The sequence below is a fragment of the Vibrio sp. 1CM7H genome (genome assembly GCF_023161645.1).
Taxonomy (GTDB): Bacteria; Pseudomonadota; Gammaproteobacteria; order Enterobacterales; family Vibrionaceae; genus Vibrio; species Vibrio diabolicus.
Window position 1 is genome coordinate 59,231 of the sequence record NZ_JALNTV010000003.1, and the last position, 23,028, is coordinate 82,258.

The window sequence follows — 23,028 nt, forward strand, 5'->3', positions numbered from 1 at the left end:
CTTTAGGACTTTGGCCCCTTATTTGTGGTGGGTGGTCATAAAGCCAGCGTTTACGCGCAGGTAAAAGAACTAACCTGGACGGTGTTAGTCAAACCACACGAATATAATAATTAGGATGATGAGATGGTTGCGGTAAGAAGCGCGCATTTAAACCAAGATGAACAGTTTGAACTCGAAAACTGGGTGGCTAGCCTAGGACAAGAGAAAAACACAGCCTCACGCTTAATCGAAGTATATCGAGATTGCCAGACGGTATTAGCCGATAACGAGCAAGCGGAACTGTTGTTGTGGCGTGGACGAGAAATGATCGAAATTTTGATCACCTTGTCTATGGATCAGGCCACCTTAGTGGCTGCACAACTGTTTCCTTTGGTTTCAAGTGGTGCTTTTAACAGAGAAATTCTGGAAGAGAAATACAGCAAAGAAATCATAAAATTAATCGATGGCGTTGAAGAGATGGCGGCTATTGGCCAACTCAATGTCAACATGGAAGGCAGTGCGGCGTCATCTCAGGTAGATAACGTACGCCGCATGCTGCTTGCCATGGTGGATGACTTCCGCTGCGTGGTTATCAAGCTCGCGGAACGAATTTGTAATCTTATTGAAGTTAAAAAAGCGCCTGATGAGGTTCGACGTGCGGCGGCAAAAGAGTGTGCCAACATCTATGCGCCGCTAGCAAACCGATTAGGCATCGGTCAGCTGAAATGGGAAATTGAAGATTACGCTTTCCGCTACCAACAGCCGGAAACTTACAAACAAATTGCCAAGCAGCTTTCTGAGCGACGCATCGTTCGTGAACAGTACATCAAAGACTTTGTTGAAGACCTTACGCACGAAATGGAAGTGTCAGGTATTAACGCCGAAGTGAGTGGTCGACCTAAGCACATCTACAGCATTTGGCGAAAAATGCAGAAGAAGAGTTTGGCATTCGATGAGCTGTTTGATGTTCGAGCAGTACGTATCATCGCAGACAAACTGCAAGACTGTTACGCGGCTTTGGGCGTAGTTCACACCAAATACAAGCACCTACCGAGCGAGTTTGATGACTACGTTGCTAACCCTAAACCAAACGGTTATCAATCGATCCACACCGTAATTCTAGGGCCAGAAGGCAAAACCATCGAGATCCAGATTCGTACCAAGCAAATGCATGAAGAGTCGGAGCTGGGTGTTGCAGCGCACTGGAAATATAAAGAAGGGGCAAGCAGCCGAAGCGGTTATGATGAGAAGATTACGTGGCTGCGTAAGCTACTGGATTGGCAAGAAGAAATGTCAGATTCTGGCGAAATGCTTGATGAGCTACGTAGCCAAGTCTTTGATGATCGCGTCTATGCCTTTACACCTCGCGGCGATGTTGTCGATTTACCAATGGGGGCAACGCCGCTAGATTTTGCCTACCATATTCACTCCGAAGTGGGACACCGTTGTATTGGCGCCAAAGTCGGAGGCCGCATAGTACCGTTTACTCATAAACTACATATGGGTGATCAGGTTGAGATTATCACTCAGAAAGAACCTAACCCATCACGTGACTGGTTAAACCCATCATTAGGCTTCGTTCATTCTGGCCGCGCGCGTGCCAAAATTAACGCCTGGTTCCGAAAGCAAAGCCGTGAGAAGAACCTCGAAGCGGGTCGTGAAATTCTTGAACATGAGTTAGCAAAAATTGGCGCAACGTTGAAAGATGCTGAGCATTACGCTCTCAAACGGTTTAACGTCAAAACACCAGATGAGCTTTACGTTGGTGTTGGTAGCGGTGATTTGCGTATCAACCAAATCATTAACCATATTAATGCGCTCGTTAACAAGCCAACGGCAGAAGAAGAAGACCAGCAAGCACTGGAAAAACTGCAAGAAGCAGAGCACAAATCACCAGCGCAAAGCCGACCGAAAAAAGATGCCGTCGTTGTAGAAGGCGTTGATAACCTAATGACGCACCTAGCGCGTTGCTGTCAGCCAATTCCTGGTGACGATATCTGTGGTTACATCACGCAAGGCCGTGGGATTTCAGTACACCGTAGTGACTGTGAACAGCTAGAAGAACTGCGCCATCACGCGCCAGAGCGTATCATCGATACTGTCTGGGGCAGCGGCTTCGTCGGGTCATACATCCTCACCGTCCGTGTTGAAGCGATGGAGCGAGGTGGTCTACTCAAAGACATTACGACACTGTTCGCCAACGAAAAGATCAAAGTGACCAGTATGAAGAACCGAGTCGATTACAGACGTCAACTTGCTATCATGGATTTTGATCTAGAAGTCACCAATATTGAGGTGCTTTCTCGTGTTTCGAAGCGTGTTGAGCAGATTAAGGATGTGATGACGGTGAAACGCCTCGGCTAACTTTCACGTCGTACTTGTCACTTTTACTGCGTTAACTGCGTTTTCTTGCTCCATCACATAGGCGAGCTATGCTCAGGAGTCGCGAAAACTTGTTGCCTTGTCAAAGTAACAATTACTTAGTGAAGGCTGCTGAGAAAATATAATGTAGAAGGTGAGTGGTTTTGGCTGCTCACCTTTTTCTTTAGTAGAAAGGTTTAAAGGAACAAAAAATGAGTCATCCAATTGAACAGTTAGAACAAATTATGGCGAAGTTGCGTGACCCAGAAAACGGTTGCCCTTGGGACTTAAAACAAACCTTTGACACCATCGTTCCGCACACCATCGAAGAAACCTACGAAGTGGTGGATGCGATTCAGAATCGTGATTGGCTAAATCTGAAAGAAGAGCTGGGTGATTTGTTGTTTCAGGTGATTTTTTACAGTCAGCTAGCGAAAGAGCAAGAGCTGTTCGACTTTTCGGATGTCGTCGAAACCGTGAATGAAAAACTGACTCGTCGCCATCCGCATGTTTTTTCAGATGTTGAGTTTGAATCTGACGAGGAAATCAACGCCAACTGGGAAGCCGAAAAAGCAAAAGAAAAAGCGCAGGTGGGCAAAGCGGAAGAAAGTATCCTAGACTCAATACCAAACTCTTTGCCAGCACTTTCTCGTGCTACAAAGATACAGAAAAAATGTGCGAAATATGGATTTGACTGGGACTCTCTTGGCCCGGTCGTCGATAAGGTGCGAGAAGAAATTGATGAAGTCATGGAAGAAGCACTACAAGTTCAGCCAGATGAAGAAAAAGTGGAGTTGGAACTCGGCGATTTGCTATTTGCGACCGTCAATTTGGCACGCCATCTTGATAAAAATCCAGAAGTCGCACTAGGGAAAGCAAACTTAAAGTTTGCGAGACGTTTTAAGCAAGTTGAAGGAAAGGTCCAGCAGTCAGGCAAAGCGCTTACAGATTGTTCTTTATCAGAGCTCGACGATTTCTGGGATGAAGTAAAGCGAGAAGAGTCTAGATAGGGGAAAATAAGCGGAATATACAATATGAGGCCAGTTTGCCTCTTAACACGAAAACGGACTTTGGTTTGTCTTTGCTCACTTTGATTTGAAGCAAAAAATAAAAAATTACGGTGTGATAGATTTCACGTTGTGGCGGTAAGGAGCTTCTGGTATATTTATCTCCCGTCCAGAAGCACTCCATTTCCCTCATTCAACCAATTTCAGGTTAAACATGACGACAAATTACATTTTTGTTACTGGCGGGGTTGTATCCTCTCTAGGTAAAGGTATTGCAGCAGCATCTCTTGCGGCTATTCTAGAAGCTCGTGGTCTTAAAGTGACTATGATGAAGCTTGACCCTTACATCAACGTTGACCCGGGCACAATGAGCCCTACTCAGCACGGTGAAGTGTTCGTTACAGAAGATGGCGCAGAGACTGACCTTGACCTTGGTCACTACGAGCGTTTCATCCGTACCAAGATGACCAAGCGTAACAACTTTACTGCAGGTCGTGTTTATGCCGACGTACTTCGTAAAGAACGTCGTGGTGACTACCTAGGCGCAACTATTCAAGTTATCCCTCACATCACTAACGCGATCAAAGACCGTGTAATTGCTGGCTCTGAAGGCCATGATGTGGCTATCGTTGAAGTTGGCGGTACCGTTGGTGATATCGAATCACTACCATTTATGGAAGCGATTCGTCAGCTAGCCGTTGAACTAGGCCGTGAGCGCGCAATGTTCATGCACCTAACACTTGTTCCTTACCTAGCGGCAGCGGGCGAAGTGAAAACTAAGCCAACTCAACACTCTGTAAAAGAACTTCTATCTATCGGTATTCAGCCAGATATCCTAGTTTGCCGTAGCGACCGCGTTATTCCAGCGAATGAACGTAAGAAAATCGCACTATTCTGTAATGTTCCAGAAAAAGCAGTAATTTCAATGAAGGACGTAGATTCTATCTACAAGATTCCTCAATTGATCAAGTCTCAAGGTCTAGATGATCTTGTGTGTGCTCGCTTTGGCATCACAGCTCCTGAAGCTGATCTTTCTGAGTGGGAACAGGTTATTTACGAAGAAGCAAATCCTACTGGTGAAGTAACCATCGGTATGGTTGGTAAATACACTGAATTGCCAGATGCATACAAGTCTGTGAACGAAGCGCTTAAACACGCTGGCTTGAAAAACCGTCTAAGTGTCACAATTAAGTATGTAGACTCACAAGATATCGAAACAAAAGGTGTTGAGCTGCTAGAAGGCTTAGACGCGATCCTAGTACCAGGTGGCTTCGGCGATCGTGGTATTGAAGGCAAGATCCGTGCAGCTCAATACGCACGTGAAAACAATGTGCCTTACCTAGGTATTTGTTTGGGTATGCAAGTTGCACTAATTGAATACGCGCGTAACGTTGCGGGTATGGAAGGTGCACATTCAACAGAATTTAACAAAGAGACTAAGTACCCTGTGGTAGGTTTGATCACAGAGTGGGTAGACGAGTCAGGTAACGTAGAAGAGCGTACTGAAAAGTCTGACCTAGGTGGTACGATGCGTCTTGGTTCACAGCTATGTCATCTAGAGAAAGGGACGAAAGCTCGTGAACTTTACGGTAGCGCGACGATCCATGAACGTCACCGTCACCGTTACGAAGTGAATAATGTGCTTCGTCCGCAAATCGAAAAAGCAGGTCTGAAAGTTTCTGGCCTATCAGCGGACAAGAAGTTAGTGGAAATGATTGAGAACCCAGCTCACCCATGGTTTGTAGCGGCTCAGTTCCACCCAGAATTCACATCGACTCCTCGCGATGGCCACCCATTGTTTGCAGGTTTCGTTAAAGCTGCGGGCCAAAACGCACGCGGCGAATTCGAGAAGTAAAAGGATACGGGCGGCGGCGAAGGTTGTGCTGCTGCCCTTTAAAATTGACATTTATATTTGAAACGAGAGGAAACATTAATGTCTAAGATCGTTAAAGTTCTAGGTCGTGAAATCATCGACTCACGTGGTAACCCAACTGTAGAAGCTGAAGTACACCTAGAAGGCGGTTTCGTAGGTATGGCGGCAGCTCCATCTGGCGCATCTACTGGTTCTCGCGAAGCTCTTGAGCTACGTGACGGTGACAAAGCACGTTTCCTAGGTAAAGGTGTTCTTAAAGCAGTTGAAGCTGTAAACGGCCCAATCGCTGAAGCTCTAGTTGGCAAAGACGCTAAAGACCAAGCTGCAATCGACGCAGTAATGATCGAACTAGACGGCACTGAAAACAAATCTAAATTCGGTGCTAACGCTATCCTAGCTGTTTCTCTAGCAAACGCTAAAGCTGCTGCTGCAGCTAAAGGCATGCCTCTATACGAGCACATCGCTGAACTAAACGGTACAGCTGGTCAGTTCTCTATGCCTCTACCAATGATGAACATCATCAACGGTGGTGAGCACGCAGACAACAACGTTGACATCCAAGAGTTCATGATCCAACCAGTTGGTGCTAAGACTCTTAAAGAAGGTCTACGTATCGGTGCAGAAGTATTCCACAACCTAGCTAAAGTTCTTAAGTCTAAAGGCTACAGCACTGCAGTTGGTGACGAAGGTGGTTTCGCTCCTAACCTTAAATCTAACGCAGAAGCTCTAGAAGTTATCGCAGAAGCTGTTGCAGCTGCTGGTTACGAACTAGGTAAAGACGTTACTCTAGCTATGGACTGTGCAGCATCTGAGTTCTTCGACAAAGAAGCTGGCATCTACAACATGAAAGGCGAAGGTAAAACTTTCACTTCTGAAGAGTTCAACCACTACCTAGCTGAGCTAGCTAACCAATTCCCAATCGTTTCTATCGAAGACGGTCTAGACGAGTCTGACTGGGATGGCTTCAAGCACCAAACTGAACTACTAGGTGACAAACTTCAACTAGTAGGTGACGACCTATTCGTTACTAACACTAAGATCCTTGCTGAAGGTATCGAGAAAGGCGTAGCTAACTCTATCCTTATCAAGTTCAACCAAATCGGTTCTCTAACTGAGACTCTAGCTGCAATCAAGATGGCTAAAGACGCAGGTTACACAGCAGTAATCTCTCACCGTTCTGGCGAAACTGAAGATGCAACTATCGCTGACCTAGCGGTAGGTACTGCTGCAGGTCAAATCAAAACTGGTTCTATGAGCCGTTCTGACCGTGTTGCTAAGTACAACCAACTAATCCGTATCGAGGAAGCTCTAGGTGAGCGCGCTCCTTTCAACGGTCTTAAAGAAGTTAAAGGTCAAGCTTAATTCTTAATTGAATAAGTTTAGCTAAATAGCTTTCTAGAAACGCTCCACTTCGGTGGGGCGTTTTTTATTTAAGAGCGATGAGCCGTTCTGGCCGTGTTGCTTGCCATACCTAAAGAAAGCAACCCATTTATCTGCATCGAGGAAGCTCTAGGTGAGCACGCTCCTCCATGTTTCAAAGAAGCGGTCTTAAAGAAGTTCAAGCTTAGTTCTTCATTGGATTAACCGCTTAGATTGAAGCTTTGAAAATCCCCTGATTTTGCGGGGTGTTTTTTGTATCTATAGGCTTGTATTTCTTGGTCTTACTTTGGTGAGTGCTAAGAATCGCTTCATATGTCTTTGTTTCATTTTGCTGCCTATTTCTTGTAAGGAGCGTGTGAGTCTCCCTTTCTCCCCTAGAGGCGACCTCGCATTTATGCTATATATGTCACCTTATCTAATTCCTTCCGGTACAGAATGTTAGCAGCGATATGCGAATCTTTGTTATAGCCCTTACGCTACTGTTTGGCTTGCTTCAATACACTCTATGGTTTGGTAAAAACGGAGTGTCTGACTACTACACAGTAAAAGATGAAATTGAAGTTCAGCAACAAGTGAACAGCAAGCTACAAGCTCGCAATAATGAAATGTTTGCTGAGATTGATGACTTAAGGCAAGGTCTTGATGCGATTGAAGAACGTGCGCGTCATGAGCTTGGTTTAGTTAAAGATGGCGAGACTTTCTACCGCATTATAGGTGAGGAAAATCATTAAAATGTTGGATGTGAACTCATCGCATGTCGCAATTGTTCCCGCTGCCGGTGTCGGTAGTCGAATGAAGGCTGACCGCCCTAAGCAATATTTATTGATCGACGGAAAAGCGGTGCTGGAACACACTGTAGAAAAGTTGCTGTCGCACCCACGAATTTCGAAAGTGGTTGTCGCCATTACCGAAGGTGACCCTTATTTCCCTGAGTTAACCATCGCGAACCATCCCGATGTAATTCAAGTCGCGGGTGGTAAAGAGCGCGCTGATTCCGTACTTTCAGGGCTAAACTATGTCAATGAACATCTGGAAAGCGAGTGGGTATTGGTCCACGACGCTGCAAGGCCATGTGTATTAACATCCGACATTGACCGTTTGATTGATATTTGCTGCGCTCACCCAACGGGTGGCATCCTTGCATCTCCAGTGAGAGACACAATGAAGCGAGCGAATGCAGCACAAGATATCGGTCATACGGTAGAGAGAGAAGCATTGTGGCATGCACTGACTCCACAAATGTTTAAAACTCAACAACTGACTCGAGCACTGGCTGACGCATTAGAACAAGGCGTAGCCATCACGGATGAAGCATCGGCTTTAGAGTGGTTGGGCGAAACGCCTGCTTTAGTCCAGGGTAATGCGAACAACATAAAAATTACTCAGCCAGAAGATCTCGCGTTAGCCGAGTTTTATCTGAGCCGTGAGCGCGGCTAAAAAAGAAAGGATAAAAAATGATTCGAATTGGTCACGGTTTTGACGTGCATAAATTTGGTGGTGAAGGCCCGGTCATTATCGGTGGTGTTGCTATCCCTTACGAGCAGGGCTTAGTAGCCCACTCAGATGGTGATGTTGCTCTTCATGCTTTGACTGATGCGCTACTCGGGGCGATTGCTGCGGGTGATATTGGTCGTCACTTCCCGGATACCGACGATAAATGGAAAGGGGCTAATAGCCGCGAATTGTTGAAAGACGTTTATCGTCGTGTCAAAGAGCAAGGCTACCGCCTTGGTAATGCCGATGTCACCATCATGGCACAAGCACCTAAGATGGCACCTCATATTGACGCGATGTGTGCGGCGATTGCGGAAGACCTAGAAACCGATATTAGTAACATTAACGTAAAAGCGACGACGACAGAGCGTCTCGGTTTTACTGGACGCAAAGAAGGCATTGCAACGGAAGCCGTGGTGCTTCTGTTCAAGCAATAATTAACCAACTTGCTCCTTAATGCTGTGTAAACAGCGGAAAAACATCATGTCAGATATTTTATCTTCATTGGCTTATCTAACGGGTAAGCCTGTTGCATCGGCAAAAATCAAAGCGCAACCAGAACATTTTCAGGTTCGTGAGGATTTAGGTTTTGCCTTTACGGGCGAAGGCGAGCACCTAATGGTGCGTATTCGAAAAACTGGAGAAAATACCAGTTTTGTTGCGAATGAGTTGGCGAAAGCTTGTGGCGTAAAGTCGAAAGACGTTAGCTGGGCAGGCCTTAAAGACCGCCATGCGGTGACGGAACAGTGGCTGAGTGTCCATTTACCGAAAGGGGAAACGCCGGACTTCTCGGCATTCCTAGCTCAATATCCGAGTATTGAGATCTTAGCGACTGATCGACACAACAAAAAACTGCGTCCTGGAGACTTAATAGGGAACGAGTTTGTTGTCACTTTGTCTGAAGTGACTGACGTTGAAGATGTAGAGCAACGCCTTGAAAAAGTGAAACAAGTTGGTGTGCCAAACTACTTTGGTAGTCAGCGTTTTGGCAATGATGGCAACAACCTTGAAGAAGCACGTCGATGGGGACGCGAAAACGTTCGTACCCGTAATCAAAATAAGCGCAGCATGTATTTATCAGCGGCGCGTTCGTGGATCTTCAACCGTATCGTTTCTGCTCGTCTAGAAAATGGTGTGTTTGATAAATTCATCGATGGTGATATTGCACAGACAAGTTCTGGCACTCAGTTGGTTGATGCAAGCAATATCGCAGATCTACAAGCACAATTTGCTGCAGGCGAAGTGGCAATTACCGCGGCTCTAGCAGGTGATAATGCGCTTCCAACTCAAGCGGATGCGCTTACTTTAGAACAACCGTTCTTAGATGAAGAGCCTGATCTCATGGCGCTGATTCGTGGTAATCGCATGCGCCACGACCGTCGCGATATTGCGCTGAAGCCAAAAGATTTAGCTTGGACGGTTGAAGGTAACAACATTACGCTGACTTTCTCACTGGATGCGGGATCTTTTGCAACCTCTATCGTTCGTGAGTTAGTTAATGAGGTTGAAGTAGAAAGAGAATACTAATGGAACAGGATTCACTAAACGCGAAGCCCCTAAGAGTCTTAATCAGCAACGACGATGGCGTACATGCGCAAGGGATTCATGCACTTGCTGATGAGTTGCGAGATATCGCTGAAGTGACCATTGTTGCACCCGATCGAAACCGTTCAGGTGCTTCGAACTCACTGACACTAGAGCAACCATTACGCGTAACTGAAATTGCCCCAAATATCTATTCAGTGCAAGGAACGCCTACAGATTGTGTACATTTCGCGCTGAATGAGCTGATGAAAGATGATTTGCCCGATCTTGTTTTATCAGGCATCAACCACGGTGCAAATTTGGGTGATGATGTTCTTTACTCAGGAACGGTAGCTGCAGCAATGGAAGGGCATTTCCTTGGTGTTCAGTCGGTTGCTTTTTCGCTGGTGGGTAAGCGTCATTTCGAATCTGCCGCAAAAATTGCACGTCAAATTGTGCAACAGCATTTAGCGTCTCCGATTCCAACGAATCGGTTATTGAACGTAAACGTGCCTGACTTACCAGCAGAAAACCTGGATGAAATCGAAGTCACGCGTTTAGGTGCGCGTCATCACGCAGAGAATATGATTAAGCAGAAAGATCCGAGAGGTCATGATATTTATTGGTTAGGGCCTCCAGGAAAAGAGCAAGATGCGGGTGAGGGCACCGACTTTTATGCGATTGAACATGGTCGAGTTTCAATGACGCCTCTGCAAGTTGATCTCACTGCTCATGAGTCGCTGCGTGCAATGGATAGTTGGTTAAAGGAAGAGAAGTAATGAGTAACCCACATGCTGACAGGTTGATAGCGTTTCTTATCTCCAGTGGCATCAAAGACCAAAGAGTTCTGGATGCTATCCAACGCTTACCACGAGAAAGCTTTGTCTCTCAAGCGATGATGCACCAAGCCTACGATAACAATGCGTTACCGATTGGTCAGGGACAAACTATTTCTCAACCTTATATTGTTGCTCGTATGACCGAGTTACTCGAACTAGAGCCAACGAGTCACGTACTGGAAATCGGAACGGGTTCCGGTTATCAAACCGCAGTACTGGCGAAAATTGTTGACCATGTATACTCCGTTGAGCGAATTAAATCGTTGCAATGGGAAGCAAAACGCCGTCTGAAACAATTGGATATCTACAATGTTTCAACCAAGCATGCTGATGGGTGGCAAGGCTGGGAAGCTCGTGGTCCTTTCGATGCCATCATTGTTACTGCAGCTGCAGAAGTGCTCCCCCAAGCACTTCTCGCACAATTAAAAGATGGCGGTAAGATGGTGATTCCTGTTGGAGATAAGGAGCAACAGTTACTAAAAATTGAACGTAAGGGAGATGAATATCTCTCTACTGTTGTGGAAATGGTTCGATTTGTACCTCTGGTTGCGGGTGATTTAGCTTAAGGGTTAGGGATAGGTGAGTAAGTTATTACGTCATATTGGTATTAGCTTTGTGTTTGCTGCAGGACTAGTTGGTTGTGCAGCGCATTCTCCTGCACCTGTCTCTAGCTTAAAGAAAGACTATTCAAGCCTTGAAAGAGGAAGTTACAGGGGGAGTTATTATGAGGTAAAAAAAGGCGATACACTTTACTTCATAGCTTATGTCACAGATAAAGATGTAAATGATCTTGTCCGTTACAATGAGTTAACTCAGCCTTACACCATCTACCCTGGACAGAGGCTAAAACTTTGGGCTCCGAAATATGTCGCCCCTAAATATGGCCAAAAAGTTGAACCCGTTGTGGTTCCTGTTGTTACGACGCCACCAGCCCCAGTGACGAAAACATCAACAGCCTCTAAACCGAAAACTTCAAGTAAAAACTCTAGTCAAAAACCTACAGAGACTAAGCCTAAAGTCGTACAAAAACAGCCTCCAAAGAAGGTTGAACAATCGAAAACAAAGGAGTATGTTGGTTCAAAAGATAACCAAAAAGTGAAGCAAAAAGCGCCAGTTACCACGGCGAAGAGTGATAAAGTTTCTAAGTGGTTGTGGCCAACAAAAGGGAGAGTAATCAAGAACTTTTCGGCGGGAGAACAGGGAAATAAAGGTATCGACATCGCAGGACAGCGTGGTCAAGCTATCGTTTCAACCGCAGCCGGCACCGTTGTTTATTCAGGCAATGCGCTACGAGGTTATGGCAACTTAATTATAGTAAAGCATAACGACAATTATTTAAGCGCCTATGCACATAATGACAAACTGCTGGTATCAGAAGGACAAAGTGTAAAAAGCGGACAGAAAATCGCCACCATGGGTAGTTCAGGTGCAAAATCAGTCAAGCTACACTTTGAAATTCGCTATCAAGGTAAATCGGTGAATCCAAAACGCTATTTGCCTTAAAACTTTGAAAAACAACTTGCGACATCATTTAGCGACATATTGAGTTGTCATGTCTTGCTAACTCGCCAGGGGGAGGCGTTATGAGTATCAGCAACACAGTAACCAAAGTTGAAGAGTTTGCATTTGACAATGCGTCAGTGAAGACCATTGATAACGAACTCGAAAAATCATCATCCACAGAAAGCAAAACGGCTGCGCGTGAAGAATTTGACGCGAGCAGTAAAAGCTTAGACGCAACTCAGTTGTATCTAGGTGAAATTGGCTTCTCACCTCTACTTACTGCCGAAGAAGAAGTGCTTTATGCTCGACGAGCCCTGCGTGGCGACGAAGCGGCACGTAAACGTATGATCGAAAGTAACCTACGTTTGGTGGTCAAGATCTCTCGTCGATATAGTAATCGCGGCCTAGCACTACTCGATCTGATTGAAGAAGGTAACCTTGGTTTGATCCGTGCGGTCGAGAAGTTCGATCCAGAGCGTGGTTTCCGCTTCTCTACTTATGCGACTTGGTGGATCCGACAAACGATCGAACGTGCGTTGATGAACCAAACTCGTACGATCCGTCTACCTATTCATGTCGTGAAAGAGCTGAACATTTATCTGCGTACTGCGCGTGAACTTTCTCAGAAGCTCGATCACGAACCTACCGCAGAAGAAATTGCTGCTCAGTTAGATATTCCAGTCGAAGATGTAAGCAAAATGCTACGTCTCAATGAGCGTATCAGTTCTGTCGACACACCAATCGGTGGTGACGGTGAAAAAGCGCTGTTGGATATTATTCCCGACGCAAACAACTCCGATCCAGAAGTCTCGACTCAAGATGACGATATCAAATCATCGCTGATTCATTGGTTAGAAGAGTTGAATCCAAAACAGAAAGAAGTACTTGCACGACGTTTTGGTCTTCTAGGCTATGAGCCTTCGACGCTTGAAGAAGTTGGTCGAGAGATTGGTTTGACACGTGAGCGTGTACGTCAAATCCAAGTAGAAGGTTTACGTCGTCTTCGTGAGGTTTTAATCAAGCAAGGTTTGAATATGGAAAACTTATTTAACGTCGAAGATGATTAAATAATCCGTACTTCAGTAGATATGCAAAAGGCTATGGTTATCCATAGCCTTTTTTCTTTTGTGCTCGCTTAAGTGAATCGATTTAAAGCATCTTCTTCAAACGATACAACTCTTCAAGTGCTTGGCGTGGAGTCAAATCATCAGGATCAATACCAGATAAGGCTTGTTCGATCTCGCTAGGTTCTGGAATTAGACTCAATTGGTTAGCCACATCTACTGCACTTGGACGTGGTGCGTCACTGTTTTGCCCTAGTTGCTCTAGCTGAGATAGTTTGTTACGCGCATTTTTGATGACCGTTTTTGGTACGCCGGCTAAGCCCGCAACAGCTAGGCCGTAAGACTTACTTGCCGCACCTTCTTGAACTGCGTGCATAAAGGCAATGCTGTCACCATGTTCTACGGCATCCAAGTGAACGTTCGCTAAGTTTGGCAGTTGGTTTGGCAACTCTGTCAATTCGAAGTAGTGAGTTGCAAATAGTGTCATCGCACCAATTTGTGTTGCGAGCCATTCCGCGCTTGCCCAAGCTAAAGATAGGCCATCGTAAGTACTGGTACCGCGACCGATTTCATCCATTAGCACTAAACTGTTTTTAGTTGCATTGTGCAGAATATTAGCGGTTTCCGTCATTTCTACCATGAAGGTCGAACGACCAGATGCAAGATCATCTGACGCTCCAATACGAGTAAATATACGATCTAAAGAACCAATTTGTGCAGATTCTGCAGGTACATAAGAGCCGATATGTGCCATCAATGCAATCAGCGCAGTTTGACGCATGTAAGTGGATTTACCACCCATGTTTGGACCGGTGATGATTAACATTTTACGTGCTGGGTTAAGCTCTATTGGGTTCGCGATGAACGGTTCTGTTGTTACTTGCTCTACGACTGGGTGACGACCCGCTTGAATGTGAATGCCAGCGTCTTTCACAAGCGTTGGTCGGCAGTAATCCAACGAATCTGCACGCTCTGCTAGGTTTTGTAGTACATCGAGTTGAGACAGAGCAGAAGCTAAATTCTGCAGCTTCTCCAGATTTGGCATCAATAGATCAAACAGTTCTTCCCACAGCTGCTTTTCAAGTGCCAGCGCTTTCGATTTCGAGTTAAGTACTTTGTCTTCGTGCTCTTTAAGCTCTGGGATGATATAGCGTTCGGCATTTTTTAGTGTTTGGCGACGTACATAGTGCGGTGGAACCAAATGGCTCTGGCCACGGCTCACTTGAATAAAGAAGCCATGTACGTTGTTGTAGCCGACTTTAAGCGTATCGATGCCGTGTCGTTCACGCTCATCTCGCTCAAGCTGCTCAAGGTATTCTGTTGCACCGTCTGCTAATTTGCGCCATTCATCGAGCTCGGCATTATAGCCTTCAGCGATCACACCACCATCACGAATAACAACTGGCGGATTTTCTTTAATTGCACGCTCTAACAGATCACATACTTCGTCAATCGGAGCTGCGTATTGCGCCAGTTTTGCTAGATATGGATGGGTCAAAGAAGCGGTTACAGATTCTAGCTCTGGTAGCTGCTGCATGGCATTGCGAAGTCTAGCCATATCGCGAGGGCGAGCAGAGCGCAGTGCAAGGCGTGCTAAGATACGTTCAATATCACCAATTTGTTTTAACGTTGGTTGAAGATCGGCAAACAGCGCTTGTTCTTTAATCTCACCAATCGCATCAAGACGATTGTTTAACGTTTCAATGCAACGCATAGGCTGATGTAACCAACGCTTCAGCATTCGGCTGCCCATCGGCGTCGCACAATGGTCGAGTACCGCAGCGAGTGTGTTATCGGTTCCACCTGCTAGATTTTGAGTAATTTCCAGGTTGCGTCGGGTAGCGGCATCAAGGATGACGGATTGGTCCTGATGATCAAACGTTAAAGAGCGAATATGAGGCAAAGCAGTGCGTTGCGTATCTTTCACATACTGGATCAAACAACCAGCAGCACATAACCCTAAGGACGCATGTTCTACGCCAAAACCAACCAGATCTTTAGTACCAAACTGTTGATTGAGTTGTTGCTTAGCCGTATCAAGCTCAAACTCCCATACTGGGCGACGACGGTTACCGTTGCGGCTTGCCATTAAATGTACAGGTTCAAAATCTTCTGGGAATAGTAGCTCACGTGGTGCGGTACGCTGAAGCTCGGCTGTCATCGCTTCTTCGGTTTCTGGTTCTGTCAGTTGGAAGCGACCAGAAGTGACATCCAGCGTCGCATAACCGAACTTACCGTTGTGATGGTAAATGGCTGCGATTAAGTTATCGACACGCTCAGAAAGCAGTGCTTCATCCGTAACAGTACCTGGTGTCACGATACGTACAACTTTACGTTCTACCGGACCTTTGCTGGTGGCTGGATCGCCAATTTGTTCGCAGATTGCGACTGATTCACCAAGCTGAACAAGTTTTGCTAGATAGCCTTCTACTGCGTGAAATGGCACTCCCGCCATAGGAATAGGCTCTCCAGCTGACGAACCGCGCTTAGTTAGCGAAATATCAAGCAGTTGGGACGCTCGCTTTGCATCATCGTAAAAGAGTTCGTAGAAATCGCCCATGCGGTAGAACAGCAAAATCTCAGGGTTCTCAGCTTTTAGCTTGAGGTATTGCTGCATCATCGGAGTGTGTTTTTGTTCAGCTTTCACAGGTAAGTTCTTTTGTTTATTTCCGTAGCGGCTTAGGATACGTGAATCCCTATCAAGTAAAAAGAGACAAAGGGCATTTTGGCTATGGAAAAAACAACAAAATTGAGCGCAGATTTAGGCGCATTATTGGCAAAGCATGGTCATGTTTTAACGACGGCAGAATCGTGCACGGGTGGCGGTGTTGCGACCGCTATTACTGATATTGCAGGCAGCTCAGGTTGGTTAGATAGAGCTTTTGTCACTTACAGCAACGAAGCCAAAATGGAAATGCTGGGTGTGAGAGTGGAAACCTTAGAGGAACATGGTGCCGTGAGTGAGCCTGTTGTGCTTGAAATGGTGCAAGGTGCGCTTCAACACTCGAATGCCACTATTGGGGTTTCCATCAGTGGTGTTGCTGGACCGGGGGGAGGCACTGATGAAAAGCCGGTTGGAACCGTCTGCTTTGCTTTTGCGGATAAGCACGACTGGCTCTTTGTTGAGACCATGCATTTTTCTGGTGACAGGGCGGAAGTTCGTCAACAAGCGGTGATGCATGCATTGACTCGATTGCATCAACATTTAATTTAGAATTTCTTACACCGTCTTAGCCCAGAATTGATAAGGGCTAGAGCAAATCCTTAGAAGCAGTGAACTAAATTTTTTCTATACAGGTATAGACACTGTATGAATCAACAGTATAATAACTTTCATTGCTGAGCAGGTTAGCTGCTTAAGAAAAATGAATTACTATTCGTCGCCCAAAGAAGATGAATAAATCGGAGAAAGTAATGGACGAGAACAAACAGAAAGCGCTCGCCGCTGCGCTAGGTCAAATTGAAAAGCAATTCGGTAAAGGCTCTATCATGCGCCTTGGTGATAACCGAGCAATGGACGTAGAAACCATCTCAACAGGCTCTCTTTCTCTTGATATCGCTTTGGGTGCAGGTGGTCTGCCAATGGGTCGTATCGTAGAAGTCTACGGTCCAGAATCTTCAGGTAAAACAACACTAACGCTTGAGCTTATCGCTGCTGCGCAACGTGAAGGTAAAACTTGTGCGTTTATCGATGCAGAGCACGCTCTGGATCCTGTCTACGCGAAGAAACTTGGTGTAGATATCGATGCGCTCTTGGTTTCTCAGCCAGACACTGGTGAGCAAGCACTAGAGATTTGTGATGCACTAGCTCGCTCTGGCGCTATCGACGTTATGGTTGTTGACTCAGTTGCGGCGCTAACACCAAAAGCAGAAATTGAAGGCGAAATGGGCGACAGCCACATGGGTCTACAAGCACGTATGCTTTCTCAAGCGATGCGTAAGCTAACAGGTAACCTAAAACAGTCTAACTGTATGTGTATCTTCATCAACCAAATCCGTATGAAGATTGGTGTGATGTTCGGTAACCCAGAAACGACCACGGGTGGTAACGCACTTAAATTCTACGCTTCTGTTCGTCTTGATATTCGTCGTACTGGCGCAATCAAAGAAGGTGACGAAGTCGTTGGTAACGAAACTCGCATCAAAGTAGTTAAGAACAAGATTGCTGCACCGTTTAAAGAAGCCAATACGCAAATCATGTACGGCCAAGGCTTTAACCGCGAAGGTGAGCTGGTAGATCTAGGCGTGAAGCACAAACTGGTTGAAAAAGCTGGTGCTTGGTACAGCTACCAAGGCGATAAGATTGGTCAAGGTAAAGCGAACGCGTGCAACTACCTACGTGAGCATCCTGAAGTGGCTAAAACCATCGATACTAAATTGCGTGAAATGTTGTTAGCGCCAGCCCTTGCGGAAGCTCCTGAAGCAGGCGAGGCGCCTGAGCAAGCTGAAGAGTTTTAATCCCTTCACAGATTAAAAAGTGATAAAGCCCTGCAATGCGGGGCTTTGTTGTATCTATTGACATCAAAAATCGAATCATCACAAAGGCCATTGAGAGTCTGTACAGCAAAAATACTTTTAGGATCACCATGTACCAAAAGCGCCAGACACCAACATTATCGAGCAAAGAGGCGGCTATCCAACTGCTTAGCCGTCGCGATCATGGTCAGTATGAGCTGTACCAAAAATTGTCGATGAAAGGCTATGAAGCATCAGACATCGAAATCGCGATTAATTTTTGCTTAGACCATAACTATTTAGATGATTTACGTTATGCGAAGAGCCAAATTCGGCAGCATGTATACAAAGGACATGGAGAGCGTCGAATTCGCCAAGAGTTAAACCAGAAACGTGTTGCGGAATCGGTGATTGAGCAAGCCATGGCTGAAGAACCGCAAGACTGGTTTGAACTTGCTAAGCAGGCGGCAGAAAAGAAATTCAAAGGTGTCAAAGCCAAGGACCAAAAAGAATACGCGAAACAAGTCCGTTTTCTACAATACCGAGGCTACAGTTTCGACCAAATTAGCTATGCGCTTGCCTTTGAAGACCAAGATTAGCGTTGATCTAATTGCGCTGATTTTTGTTTTGCTTCAAATTTTTTCTTCTACTCCCTCTTTTCCTCAAGAAAACTAGTCTCAGCTGTTTGCATGATCTACAATACGGCAAAATTCTAACTCGACTATTTTCAGGAAGAGCTGCATGTACATGAGCACTGACGAGGTTCGTAACGCGTTCCTCAAGTTCTTTGAAAGCAAAGGACACCAAATCGTAGAAAGTTCATCGTTAGTTCCACATAACGACCCAACCCTGCTGTTCACAAACGCAGGCATGAACCAATTTAAAGATTGTTTCTTAGGCTTAGAAAAACGAGCCTATACTCGAGCGACTACGGCTCAACGTTGTGTACGTGCTGGTGGTAAACACAACGACCTGGAAAATGTTGGCTTTACCGCTCGTCACCACACATTCTTTGAAATGCTAGGCAACTTCAGCTTTGGCGACTATTTCAAAGAAGATGCGATTTCATTTGCTTGGGAATTCCTAACCGAAGTTCTTAAACTGCCTGCGGATCGTCTATTGGTAACCGTTTACGAAACCGATGACGAAGCATTCGACATCTGGAACAAAAAAGTTGGCGTGCCTGCTGATCGTATCGTTCGCATTGGTGACAAAGAAGGTGGCAAGCCTTACGAGTCTGATAACTTCTGGCAAATGGGCGACACTGGTCCTTGTGGTCCATGTACTGAAATCTTCTACGATCACGGTGAACACATCTGGGGTGGTCGTCCTGGCACGCCTGAAGAAGATGGTGACCGTTTCATCGAGATCTGGAACAACGTATTCATGCAGTTCAACCGTCACGCAGACGGCACTATGGAACCGCTACCAAAACCATCGGTAGATACTGGTATGGGTATCGAGCGTATCTCTGCAATCATGCAAGGCGTTCACTCAAACTACGAAATCGATGTATTCCAAACTCTTATCAAAGCCGCGGCTGAAGTCATTGGTTATGAAGATCTATCGAACCAATCGCTACGCGTTATTGCTGACCACATCCGTTCATGTTCATTCTTGATTGTTGATGGTGTGATGCCTTCAAACGAAGGTCGTGGTTACGTACTACGTCGTATCATTCGTCGTGCCGTACGTCATGGTAACAAGCTAGGTGCACAAGGTGCATTCTTCTATAAGCTTGTTGGCGTATTAGCAGAAGTGATGGGTACAGCAGGCGAAGAGCTGAAGCGTCAACAAGCAGTGGTTGAAAAAGTACTGCGTATCGAAGAAGAAAACTTCGGTCGTACACTTGAGCGCGGTATGGTAATTCTTAACGAAGCATTAGATAACCTAGATGGCAAAGTGCTAGACGGCGAAACGGTATTCAAGCTTTACGATACTTACGGCTTCCCAGCAGACCTCACTAACGACGTTGCACGTGAGCGTGAGTTCGCGATCGACGAAGAGGGTTTCGAAAAAGCGATGGAAGAGCAGCGTCAACGTGCGCGTGAAGCTGGTCAATTCGGTACAGATTATAACTCAGCAATCAAAGTTGATACGCAAACAGAATTCTGTGGTTACACTGGTACTAAAGGTTCTAGTTCAGTCGCTGCGATGTTTGTTGAAGGCAACGAAGTAGATTCACTATCTGCAGGCGATAAAGCCATCATCGTGCTTGGTGAAACGCCATTCTACGCAGAGTCAGGCGGTCAGTGTGGTGACGCGGGTGAAATCCGTACTGAGTCTGGTGTGTTCCGCGTTGAAGACACTCAAAAACTCGGTAACGCAATTGCACACCACGGTGTAATGGCAGAAGGTGTGCTAGCGAAAGGTGACGAAGTGGCAACCATCGTTGACGCAGAGCGTCGCGCAGCTATCTCTCTTAACCACTCAGCGACGCACTTGCTACACGCAGCACTACGCCAAGTTCTTGGTGAGCACGTAACTCAGAAAGGCTCACTAGTGAAAGCTGACAGCCTACGTTTCGACTTCTCACACCTAGAGGCAGTAACTGCAGCAGAACTGAAAGAAGTTGAGCGTCTAGTAAACGCACAAATTCGTCGTAACCACACGATTGAAACCAATGTGATGGACATTGAGTCTGCTAAGAAGAAAGGCGCAATGGCATTGTTTGGTGAGAAGTACGATGACGAAGTTCGCGTGCTATCTATGGGCGATTTCTCTACTGAGCTTTGTGGTGGTATTCACGCATCAAGCACGGGTGATATTGGTCTATTCAAAATCACATCAGAAAGCGGTATTGCAGCCGGTATTCGTCGTATTGAAGCGGTAACAGGCGAGGCGGCATTAGACGCCATTGAAGCTCAAAATGCGAAGTACGAAGAGAAACTGGCAGAATCTGCACAGAAAGCAAAAGCACTAGAGAAAGAAGTGCAGAAGCTAAAAGATAAGATGGCAGCCGCAGAAAGCGCTAACATCATGGGCAAAGCGGTTGAAGTAAATGGCACAAAAGTTCTAGTTGCGGCCCTTGAAGGTGCTGATAGCAAGAACCTACGTACCATGGTTGATGACATCAAGAATCAAATGGGTTCTGGTGTTGTACTGCTTGCAAATGTAACGGGTGACAAGGTTGGCTTGATTGCTGGTGTGACTAAAGATCTCACTGGTAAAGTAAAAGCAGGTGATCTAGTTAAAATGGTTGCAGAGCAAGTCGGTGGTAAGGGCGGTGGTCGTCCAGACATGGCTCAAGCCGGTGGTACTGATGTTTCAGCACTACCAGAGGCAATCAAAACAGTTCAGCCTTGGCTAGAAGAGCGTTTATAAGCTCTTAACTAATAAAATTACGCTCAATCAAGTTTCTTTGATTGAGCGTAATTTTTTTTAGCAACCAAGTGGTTTAATTGACCAAAAGTTAACCGAGTCATTTAAGCTGCTTGGTTTTTGTTGTAACTACTGCTTATATAATTTTTCTCAAAGGAAATATTTAAGATGTAAGCAGTTCTAAAGAGACTTCGGTCTTGGGAAGGTGAAGACTGGTGAAAAAGCCCCTTATCGTGCAAAAGTTTGGCGGAACCTCTGTGGGTTCAATTGAAAGAATCCACCAAGTCGCTGAACACATCATTAAGGCGAAAAATGATGGCAATCAAGTTGTTGTTGTCGTGTCTGCAATGTCAGGCGAAACAAACAGACTGATGGATCTCGCTAAACAGATAGATAGCGTACCTACAGCTCGAGAACTTGATGTTTTGCTCTCTGCTGGTGAGCAAGTGTCAATGGCACTGTTAGCCATGACTTTGAATAAAATGGGTCATGCTGCGCGCTCGCTTACCGGAGCACAGGCGAATATTGTGACGGATAATCAACACAATGACGCAACGATTAAACACATTGATACCACGACAATTATGGGATTGCTTGAGCAAGACCAAATCGTGATTGTTGCGGGATTTCAAGGTGTGAATGAGAACGGGGATATCACCACATTAGGTCGAGGTGGCTCAGATACGAGCGCAGTGGCACTGGCGGGCGCATTGCGCGCTGACGAGTGTCAAATCTTTACCGACGTTGATGGTATTTATACTTGTGACCCACGTGTAGTGAAAAATGCGCGCAAATTGGCGGTTATCGATTTTCCTTCAATGGAAGCGATGGCAAGCCGAGGCGCAAAAGTATTACATTTACCTTCAGTGCAATTTGCATGGAAGAATAATGTGCCACTACGCGTGCTTTCGACATTTGATGTTAATGAAGGCAGTTTGGTAAAGGGGGAGTCAGGCAGTCAAGCCGTCTCTGGTATAGCCATTCAACGTGACCTTGCCATTATCGAAGTCGATAAAGAACATTTATCTAGTGCTACAAAACAATGTCAGATGCTGGGTATAGACATTTGGAATGTGATCGAGGAAACAGAACGGGCAGGTATCATGATAAAACAAGATGCATGTGCCAAGTTCGATCTGGTGTTCAGCGACAAAATCCGTAATAGTGAAGTGGTAAGCCTGTTGACCGCAGTGGGGCTTGAGGCCAATGGAATGGTAGAGCACGCATGCGATTTGTTGGCAAAGCGAGATATTGAGATCAATTTCAGCGCAACGAATGCACTCACTATGATGCTAGTTTTAGCACCCGAATGTGTGGATACAGCAGCAAACATTCTGCATGATGCTTACATTACATCTAGTGAAGCATTAAACATTCAACAAAAACATGCCTTTTTAGGCTGATTTTCGCTAACAAGGTAGTTTACGAAAATATAACTTTTGTTGGATAATAGCTTTGTAGCAAGAAAATTTAGAGATTACTCAAGGAGCAAAGAATGCTAATTTTGACTCGCCGCGTAGGCGAAACACTGATGATTGGTGATGAAGTGACTGTAACTGTACTAGGTGTGAAAGGTAACCAAGTACGTATCGGCGTTAACGCTCCGAAAGAGGTTTCAGTTCACCGTGAAGAAATCTACATGCGCATTCAAGCTGAAAAAGGCAATGGCAACGTTGCTTCAGGTAACTACTAAGTCGCTCCTGTTTACAGAGCTTAGTTTGAATGAAAAAGGCTAACCGAAGGGTTGGCCTTTTTAGTCTTTAATGTTTTTGAAGATTTGCGGAAACCATTGTGTTGAGTGTGGCTGTGAATCCGTCAATATTGTTGAATCGAACACCAGGAAGTCGTTTGAAAATAAATGTCTTTTTTTCAGAGAAGACTCTCTTTTTTTCATCATAATAGAGTGGTAAAGTTCGTTTAATAGTCACTTTGATTAAATCAGCAACGGTTAAGTCAGTTTCGTGGATTTTTTCAAAGAAAGTGTTTGACATATTTTCGGTAAAACGTAATATGTGCCTCCGCAAGACGGTGAGGTGGCCGAGAGGCTGAAGGCGCTCCCCTGCTAAGGGAGTATACGGTTTATCCCGTATCGAGGGTTCGAATCCCTCCCTCACCGCCATTCTTGCAACGTTGATAAATCAACAAAAAAGTGCGTCCTTAGCTCAGCTGGATAGAGTACCTGGCTACGAACCAGGCGGTCGGAGGTTCGAATCCTCCAGGACGCGCCA

19 protein-coding genes and 2 tRNA genes are annotated in these 23,028 nt (G+C 45.6%); 20 read left to right on the forward strand and 1 reads right to left on the reverse strand.

Annotated elements, in window-relative coordinates; genetic code table 11:
• Positions 1 to 123 precede the first annotated feature (123 nt).
• From relA to rpoS, 12 genes are all read left to right on the forward strand, one after another.
• Positions 124 to 2,343, forward strand: a complete 2,220-nt coding sequence (gene relA / locus MSG33_RS12425; protein ID WP_005393896.1) for a GTP diphosphokinase — start codon at positions 124 to 126, stop codon at positions 2,341 to 2,343.
• A gap of 209 nt (positions 2,344 to 2,552) precedes the next feature.
• The gene (mazG, locus tag MSG33_RS12430; protein ID WP_104969796.1) at positions 2,553 to 3,350 is read left to right on the forward strand and encodes a nucleoside triphosphate pyrophosphohydrolase; all 798 of its coding nucleotides are present in this window, start codon (positions 2,553 to 2,555) and stop codon (positions 3,348 to 3,350) included.
• 211 nt (positions 3,351 to 3,561) lie between these two features.
• On the forward strand, positions 3,562 to 5,202 hold the full coding sequence (locus tag MSG33_RS12435; RefSeq protein ID WP_005393892.1) for a CTP synthase: 1,641 nt from the start codon (positions 3,562 to 3,564) through the stop codon (positions 5,200 to 5,202).
• Positions 5,203 to 5,280: 78 nt separating this feature from the next.
• On the forward strand, positions 5,281 to 6,582 hold the full coding sequence (gene eno / locus MSG33_RS12440; RefSeq protein WP_005383785.1) for a phosphopyruvate hydratase: 1,302 nt from the start codon (positions 5,281 to 5,283) through the stop codon (positions 6,580 to 6,582).
• A gap of 467 nt (positions 6,583 to 7,049) precedes the next feature.
• Positions 7,050 to 7,331: a cell division protein FtsB gene (gene ftsB / locus MSG33_RS12445; protein ID WP_005380907.1), complete on the forward strand. Its 282-nt coding sequence runs from the start codon at positions 7,050 to 7,052 to the stop codon at positions 7,329 to 7,331.
• Position 7,332: 1 nt separating this feature from the next.
• Positions 7,333 to 8,037 carry a 2-C-methyl-D-erythritol 4-phosphate cytidylyltransferase gene (gene ispD, locus MSG33_RS12450; protein ID WP_104974803.1) on the forward strand — a complete coding sequence of 235 codons (705 nt, stop codon included), beginning with the start codon at positions 7,333 to 7,335 and terminating at the stop codon, positions 8,035 to 8,037.
• Positions 8,038 to 8,054: 17 nt separating this feature from the next.
• The gene (gene ispF, locus MSG33_RS12455) at positions 8,055 to 8,531 is read left to right on the forward strand and encodes a 2-C-methyl-D-erythritol 2,4-cyclodiphosphate synthase (protein WP_005393886.1); all 477 of its coding nucleotides are present in this window, start codon (positions 8,055 to 8,057) and stop codon (positions 8,529 to 8,531) included.
• 46 nt (positions 8,532 to 8,577) lie between these two features.
• On the forward strand, positions 8,578 to 9,621 hold the full coding sequence (gene truD / locus MSG33_RS12460; RefSeq protein ID WP_046875093.1) for a tRNA pseudouridine(13) synthase TruD: 1,044 nt from the start codon (positions 8,578 to 8,580) through the stop codon (positions 9,619 to 9,621).
• Positions 9,621 to 10,397 carry a 5'/3'-nucleotidase SurE gene (surE, locus tag MSG33_RS12465; RefSeq protein ID WP_046875092.1) on the forward strand — a complete coding sequence of 259 codons (777 nt, stop codon included), beginning with the start codon at positions 9,621 to 9,623 and terminating at the stop codon, positions 10,395 to 10,397. The genes truD and surE overlap by 1 nt, the downstream gene beginning before the upstream one ends.
• Positions 10,397 to 11,023 (forward strand): protein-L-isoaspartate(D-aspartate) O-methyltransferase, encoded by a 627-nt coding sequence (locus MSG33_RS12470; protein ID WP_053807562.1) that lies wholly within the window; start codon positions 10,397 to 10,399, stop codon positions 11,021 to 11,023. Before surE ends, MSG33_RS12470 begins: the two co-directional genes overlap by 1 nt.
• Before the next feature lie 13 nt (positions 11,024 to 11,036).
• On the forward strand, positions 11,037 to 11,960 hold the full coding sequence (locus MSG33_RS12475; RefSeq protein WP_248381226.1) for a peptidoglycan DD-metalloendopeptidase family protein: 924 nt from the start codon (positions 11,037 to 11,039) through the stop codon (positions 11,958 to 11,960).
• An 80-nt stretch (positions 11,961 to 12,040) separates the two neighbouring features.
• On the forward strand, positions 12,041 to 13,027 hold the full coding sequence (rpoS, locus tag MSG33_RS12480) for an RNA polymerase sigma factor RpoS (RefSeq protein WP_005393877.1): 987 nt from the start codon (positions 12,041 to 12,043) through the stop codon (positions 13,025 to 13,027).
• Positions 13,028 to 13,109: 82 nt separating this feature from the next.
• Here the strand turns inward: rpoS and mutS are convergent, their stop codons facing one another.
• The gene (mutS, locus tag MSG33_RS12485; protein ID WP_006743294.1) at positions 13,110 to 15,671 is read right to left on the reverse strand and encodes a DNA mismatch repair protein MutS; all 2,562 of its coding nucleotides are present in this window, start codon (positions 15,669 to 15,671) and stop codon (positions 13,110 to 13,112) included.
• Positions 15,672 to 15,755: 84 nt separating this feature from the next.
• On the opposite strand from mutS, the gene pncC reads away from it, so the two are divergent.
• From pncC to MSG33_RS12525, 8 genes are all read left to right on the forward strand, one after another.
• The gene (pncC, locus tag MSG33_RS12490; RefSeq protein WP_046875089.1) at positions 15,756 to 16,238 is read left to right on the forward strand and encodes a nicotinamide-nucleotide amidase; all 483 of its coding nucleotides are present in this window, start codon (positions 15,756 to 15,758) and stop codon (positions 16,236 to 16,238) included.
• 200 nt (positions 16,239 to 16,438) lie between these two features.
• Positions 16,439 to 17,482, forward strand: a complete 1,044-nt coding sequence (gene recA, locus MSG33_RS12495; protein WP_005393872.1) for a recombinase RecA — start codon at positions 16,439 to 16,441, stop codon at positions 17,480 to 17,482.
• Between the two features lie 128 nt (positions 17,483 to 17,610).
• Positions 17,611 to 18,078: a recombination regulator RecX gene (gene recX / locus MSG33_RS12500; protein WP_005393871.1), complete on the forward strand. Its 468-nt coding sequence runs from the start codon at positions 17,611 to 17,613 to the stop codon at positions 18,076 to 18,078.
• 142 nt (positions 18,079 to 18,220) lie between these two features.
• A complete protein-coding gene (alaS, locus tag MSG33_RS12505) occupies positions 18,221 to 20,803 on the forward strand; it encodes an alanine--tRNA ligase (protein WP_199803560.1) in 2,583 nt (860 codons plus the stop codon).
• 212 nt (positions 20,804 to 21,015) lie between these two features.
• A complete protein-coding gene (locus MSG33_RS12510) occupies positions 21,016 to 22,203 on the forward strand; it encodes an aspartate kinase (protein WP_248381227.1) in 1,188 nt (395 codons plus the stop codon).
• A gap of 92 nt (positions 22,204 to 22,295) precedes the next feature.
• Positions 22,296 to 22,493, forward strand: a complete 198-nt coding sequence (gene csrA / locus MSG33_RS12515; RefSeq protein ID WP_004415691.1) for a carbon storage regulator CsrA — start codon at positions 22,296 to 22,298, stop codon at positions 22,491 to 22,493.
• 334 nt (positions 22,494 to 22,827) lie between these two features.
• Positions 22,828 to 22,919 (forward strand) — tRNA-Ser (locus MSG33_RS12520).
• Positions 22,920 to 22,951: 32 nt separating this feature from the next.
• A tRNA-Arg gene (locus tag MSG33_RS12525) sits at positions 22,952 to 23,028 on the forward strand.

Coding starts and splice junctions, on each gene's coding strand:
- relA (WP_005393896.1), top strand. CDS start 124: ATGGTTGCGGTAAGAAGCGCGCATTTAAACCAAGATGAACAGTTTGAA.
- mazG (WP_104969796.1), top strand. CDS start 2,553: ATGAGTCATCCAATTGAACAGTTAGAACAAATTATGGCGAAGTTGCGT.
- MSG33_RS12435 (WP_005393892.1), top strand. CDS start 3,562: ATGACGACAAATTACATTTTTGTTACTGGCGGGGTTGTATCCTCTCTA.
- eno (WP_005383785.1), top strand. CDS start 5,281: ATGTCTAAGATCGTTAAAGTTCTAGGTCGTGAAATCATCGACTCACGT.
- ftsB (WP_005380907.1), top strand. CDS start 7,050: ATGCGAATCTTTGTTATAGCCCTTACGCTACTGTTTGGCTTGCTTCAA.
- ispD (WP_104974803.1), top strand. CDS start 7,333: ATGTTGGATGTGAACTCATCGCATGTCGCAATTGTTCCCGCTGCCGGT.
- ispF (WP_005393886.1), top strand. CDS start 8,055: ATGATTCGAATTGGTCACGGTTTTGACGTGCATAAATTTGGTGGTGAA.
- truD (WP_046875093.1), top strand. CDS start 8,578: ATGTCAGATATTTTATCTTCATTGGCTTATCTAACGGGTAAGCCTGTT.
- surE (WP_046875092.1), top strand. CDS start 9,621: ATGGAACAGGATTCACTAAACGCGAAGCCCCTAAGAGTCTTAATCAGC.
- MSG33_RS12470 (WP_053807562.1), top strand. CDS start 10,397: ATGAGTAACCCACATGCTGACAGGTTGATAGCGTTTCTTATCTCCAGT.
- rpoS (WP_005393877.1), top strand. CDS start 12,041: ATGAGTATCAGCAACACAGTAACCAAAGTTGAAGAGTTTGCATTTGAC.
- pncC (WP_046875089.1), top strand. CDS start 15,756: ATGGAAAAAACAACAAAATTGAGCGCAGATTTAGGCGCATTATTGGCA.
- recA (WP_005393872.1), top strand. CDS start 16,439: ATGGACGAGAACAAACAGAAAGCGCTCGCCGCTGCGCTAGGTCAAATT.
- recX (WP_005393871.1), top strand. CDS start 17,611: ATGTACCAAAAGCGCCAGACACCAACATTATCGAGCAAAGAGGCGGCT.
- alaS (WP_199803560.1), top strand. CDS start 18,221: ATGTACATGAGCACTGACGAGGTTCGTAACGCGTTCCTCAAGTTCTTT.
- csrA (WP_004415691.1), top strand. CDS start 22,296: ATGCTAATTTTGACTCGCCGCGTAGGCGAAACACTGATGATTGGTGAT.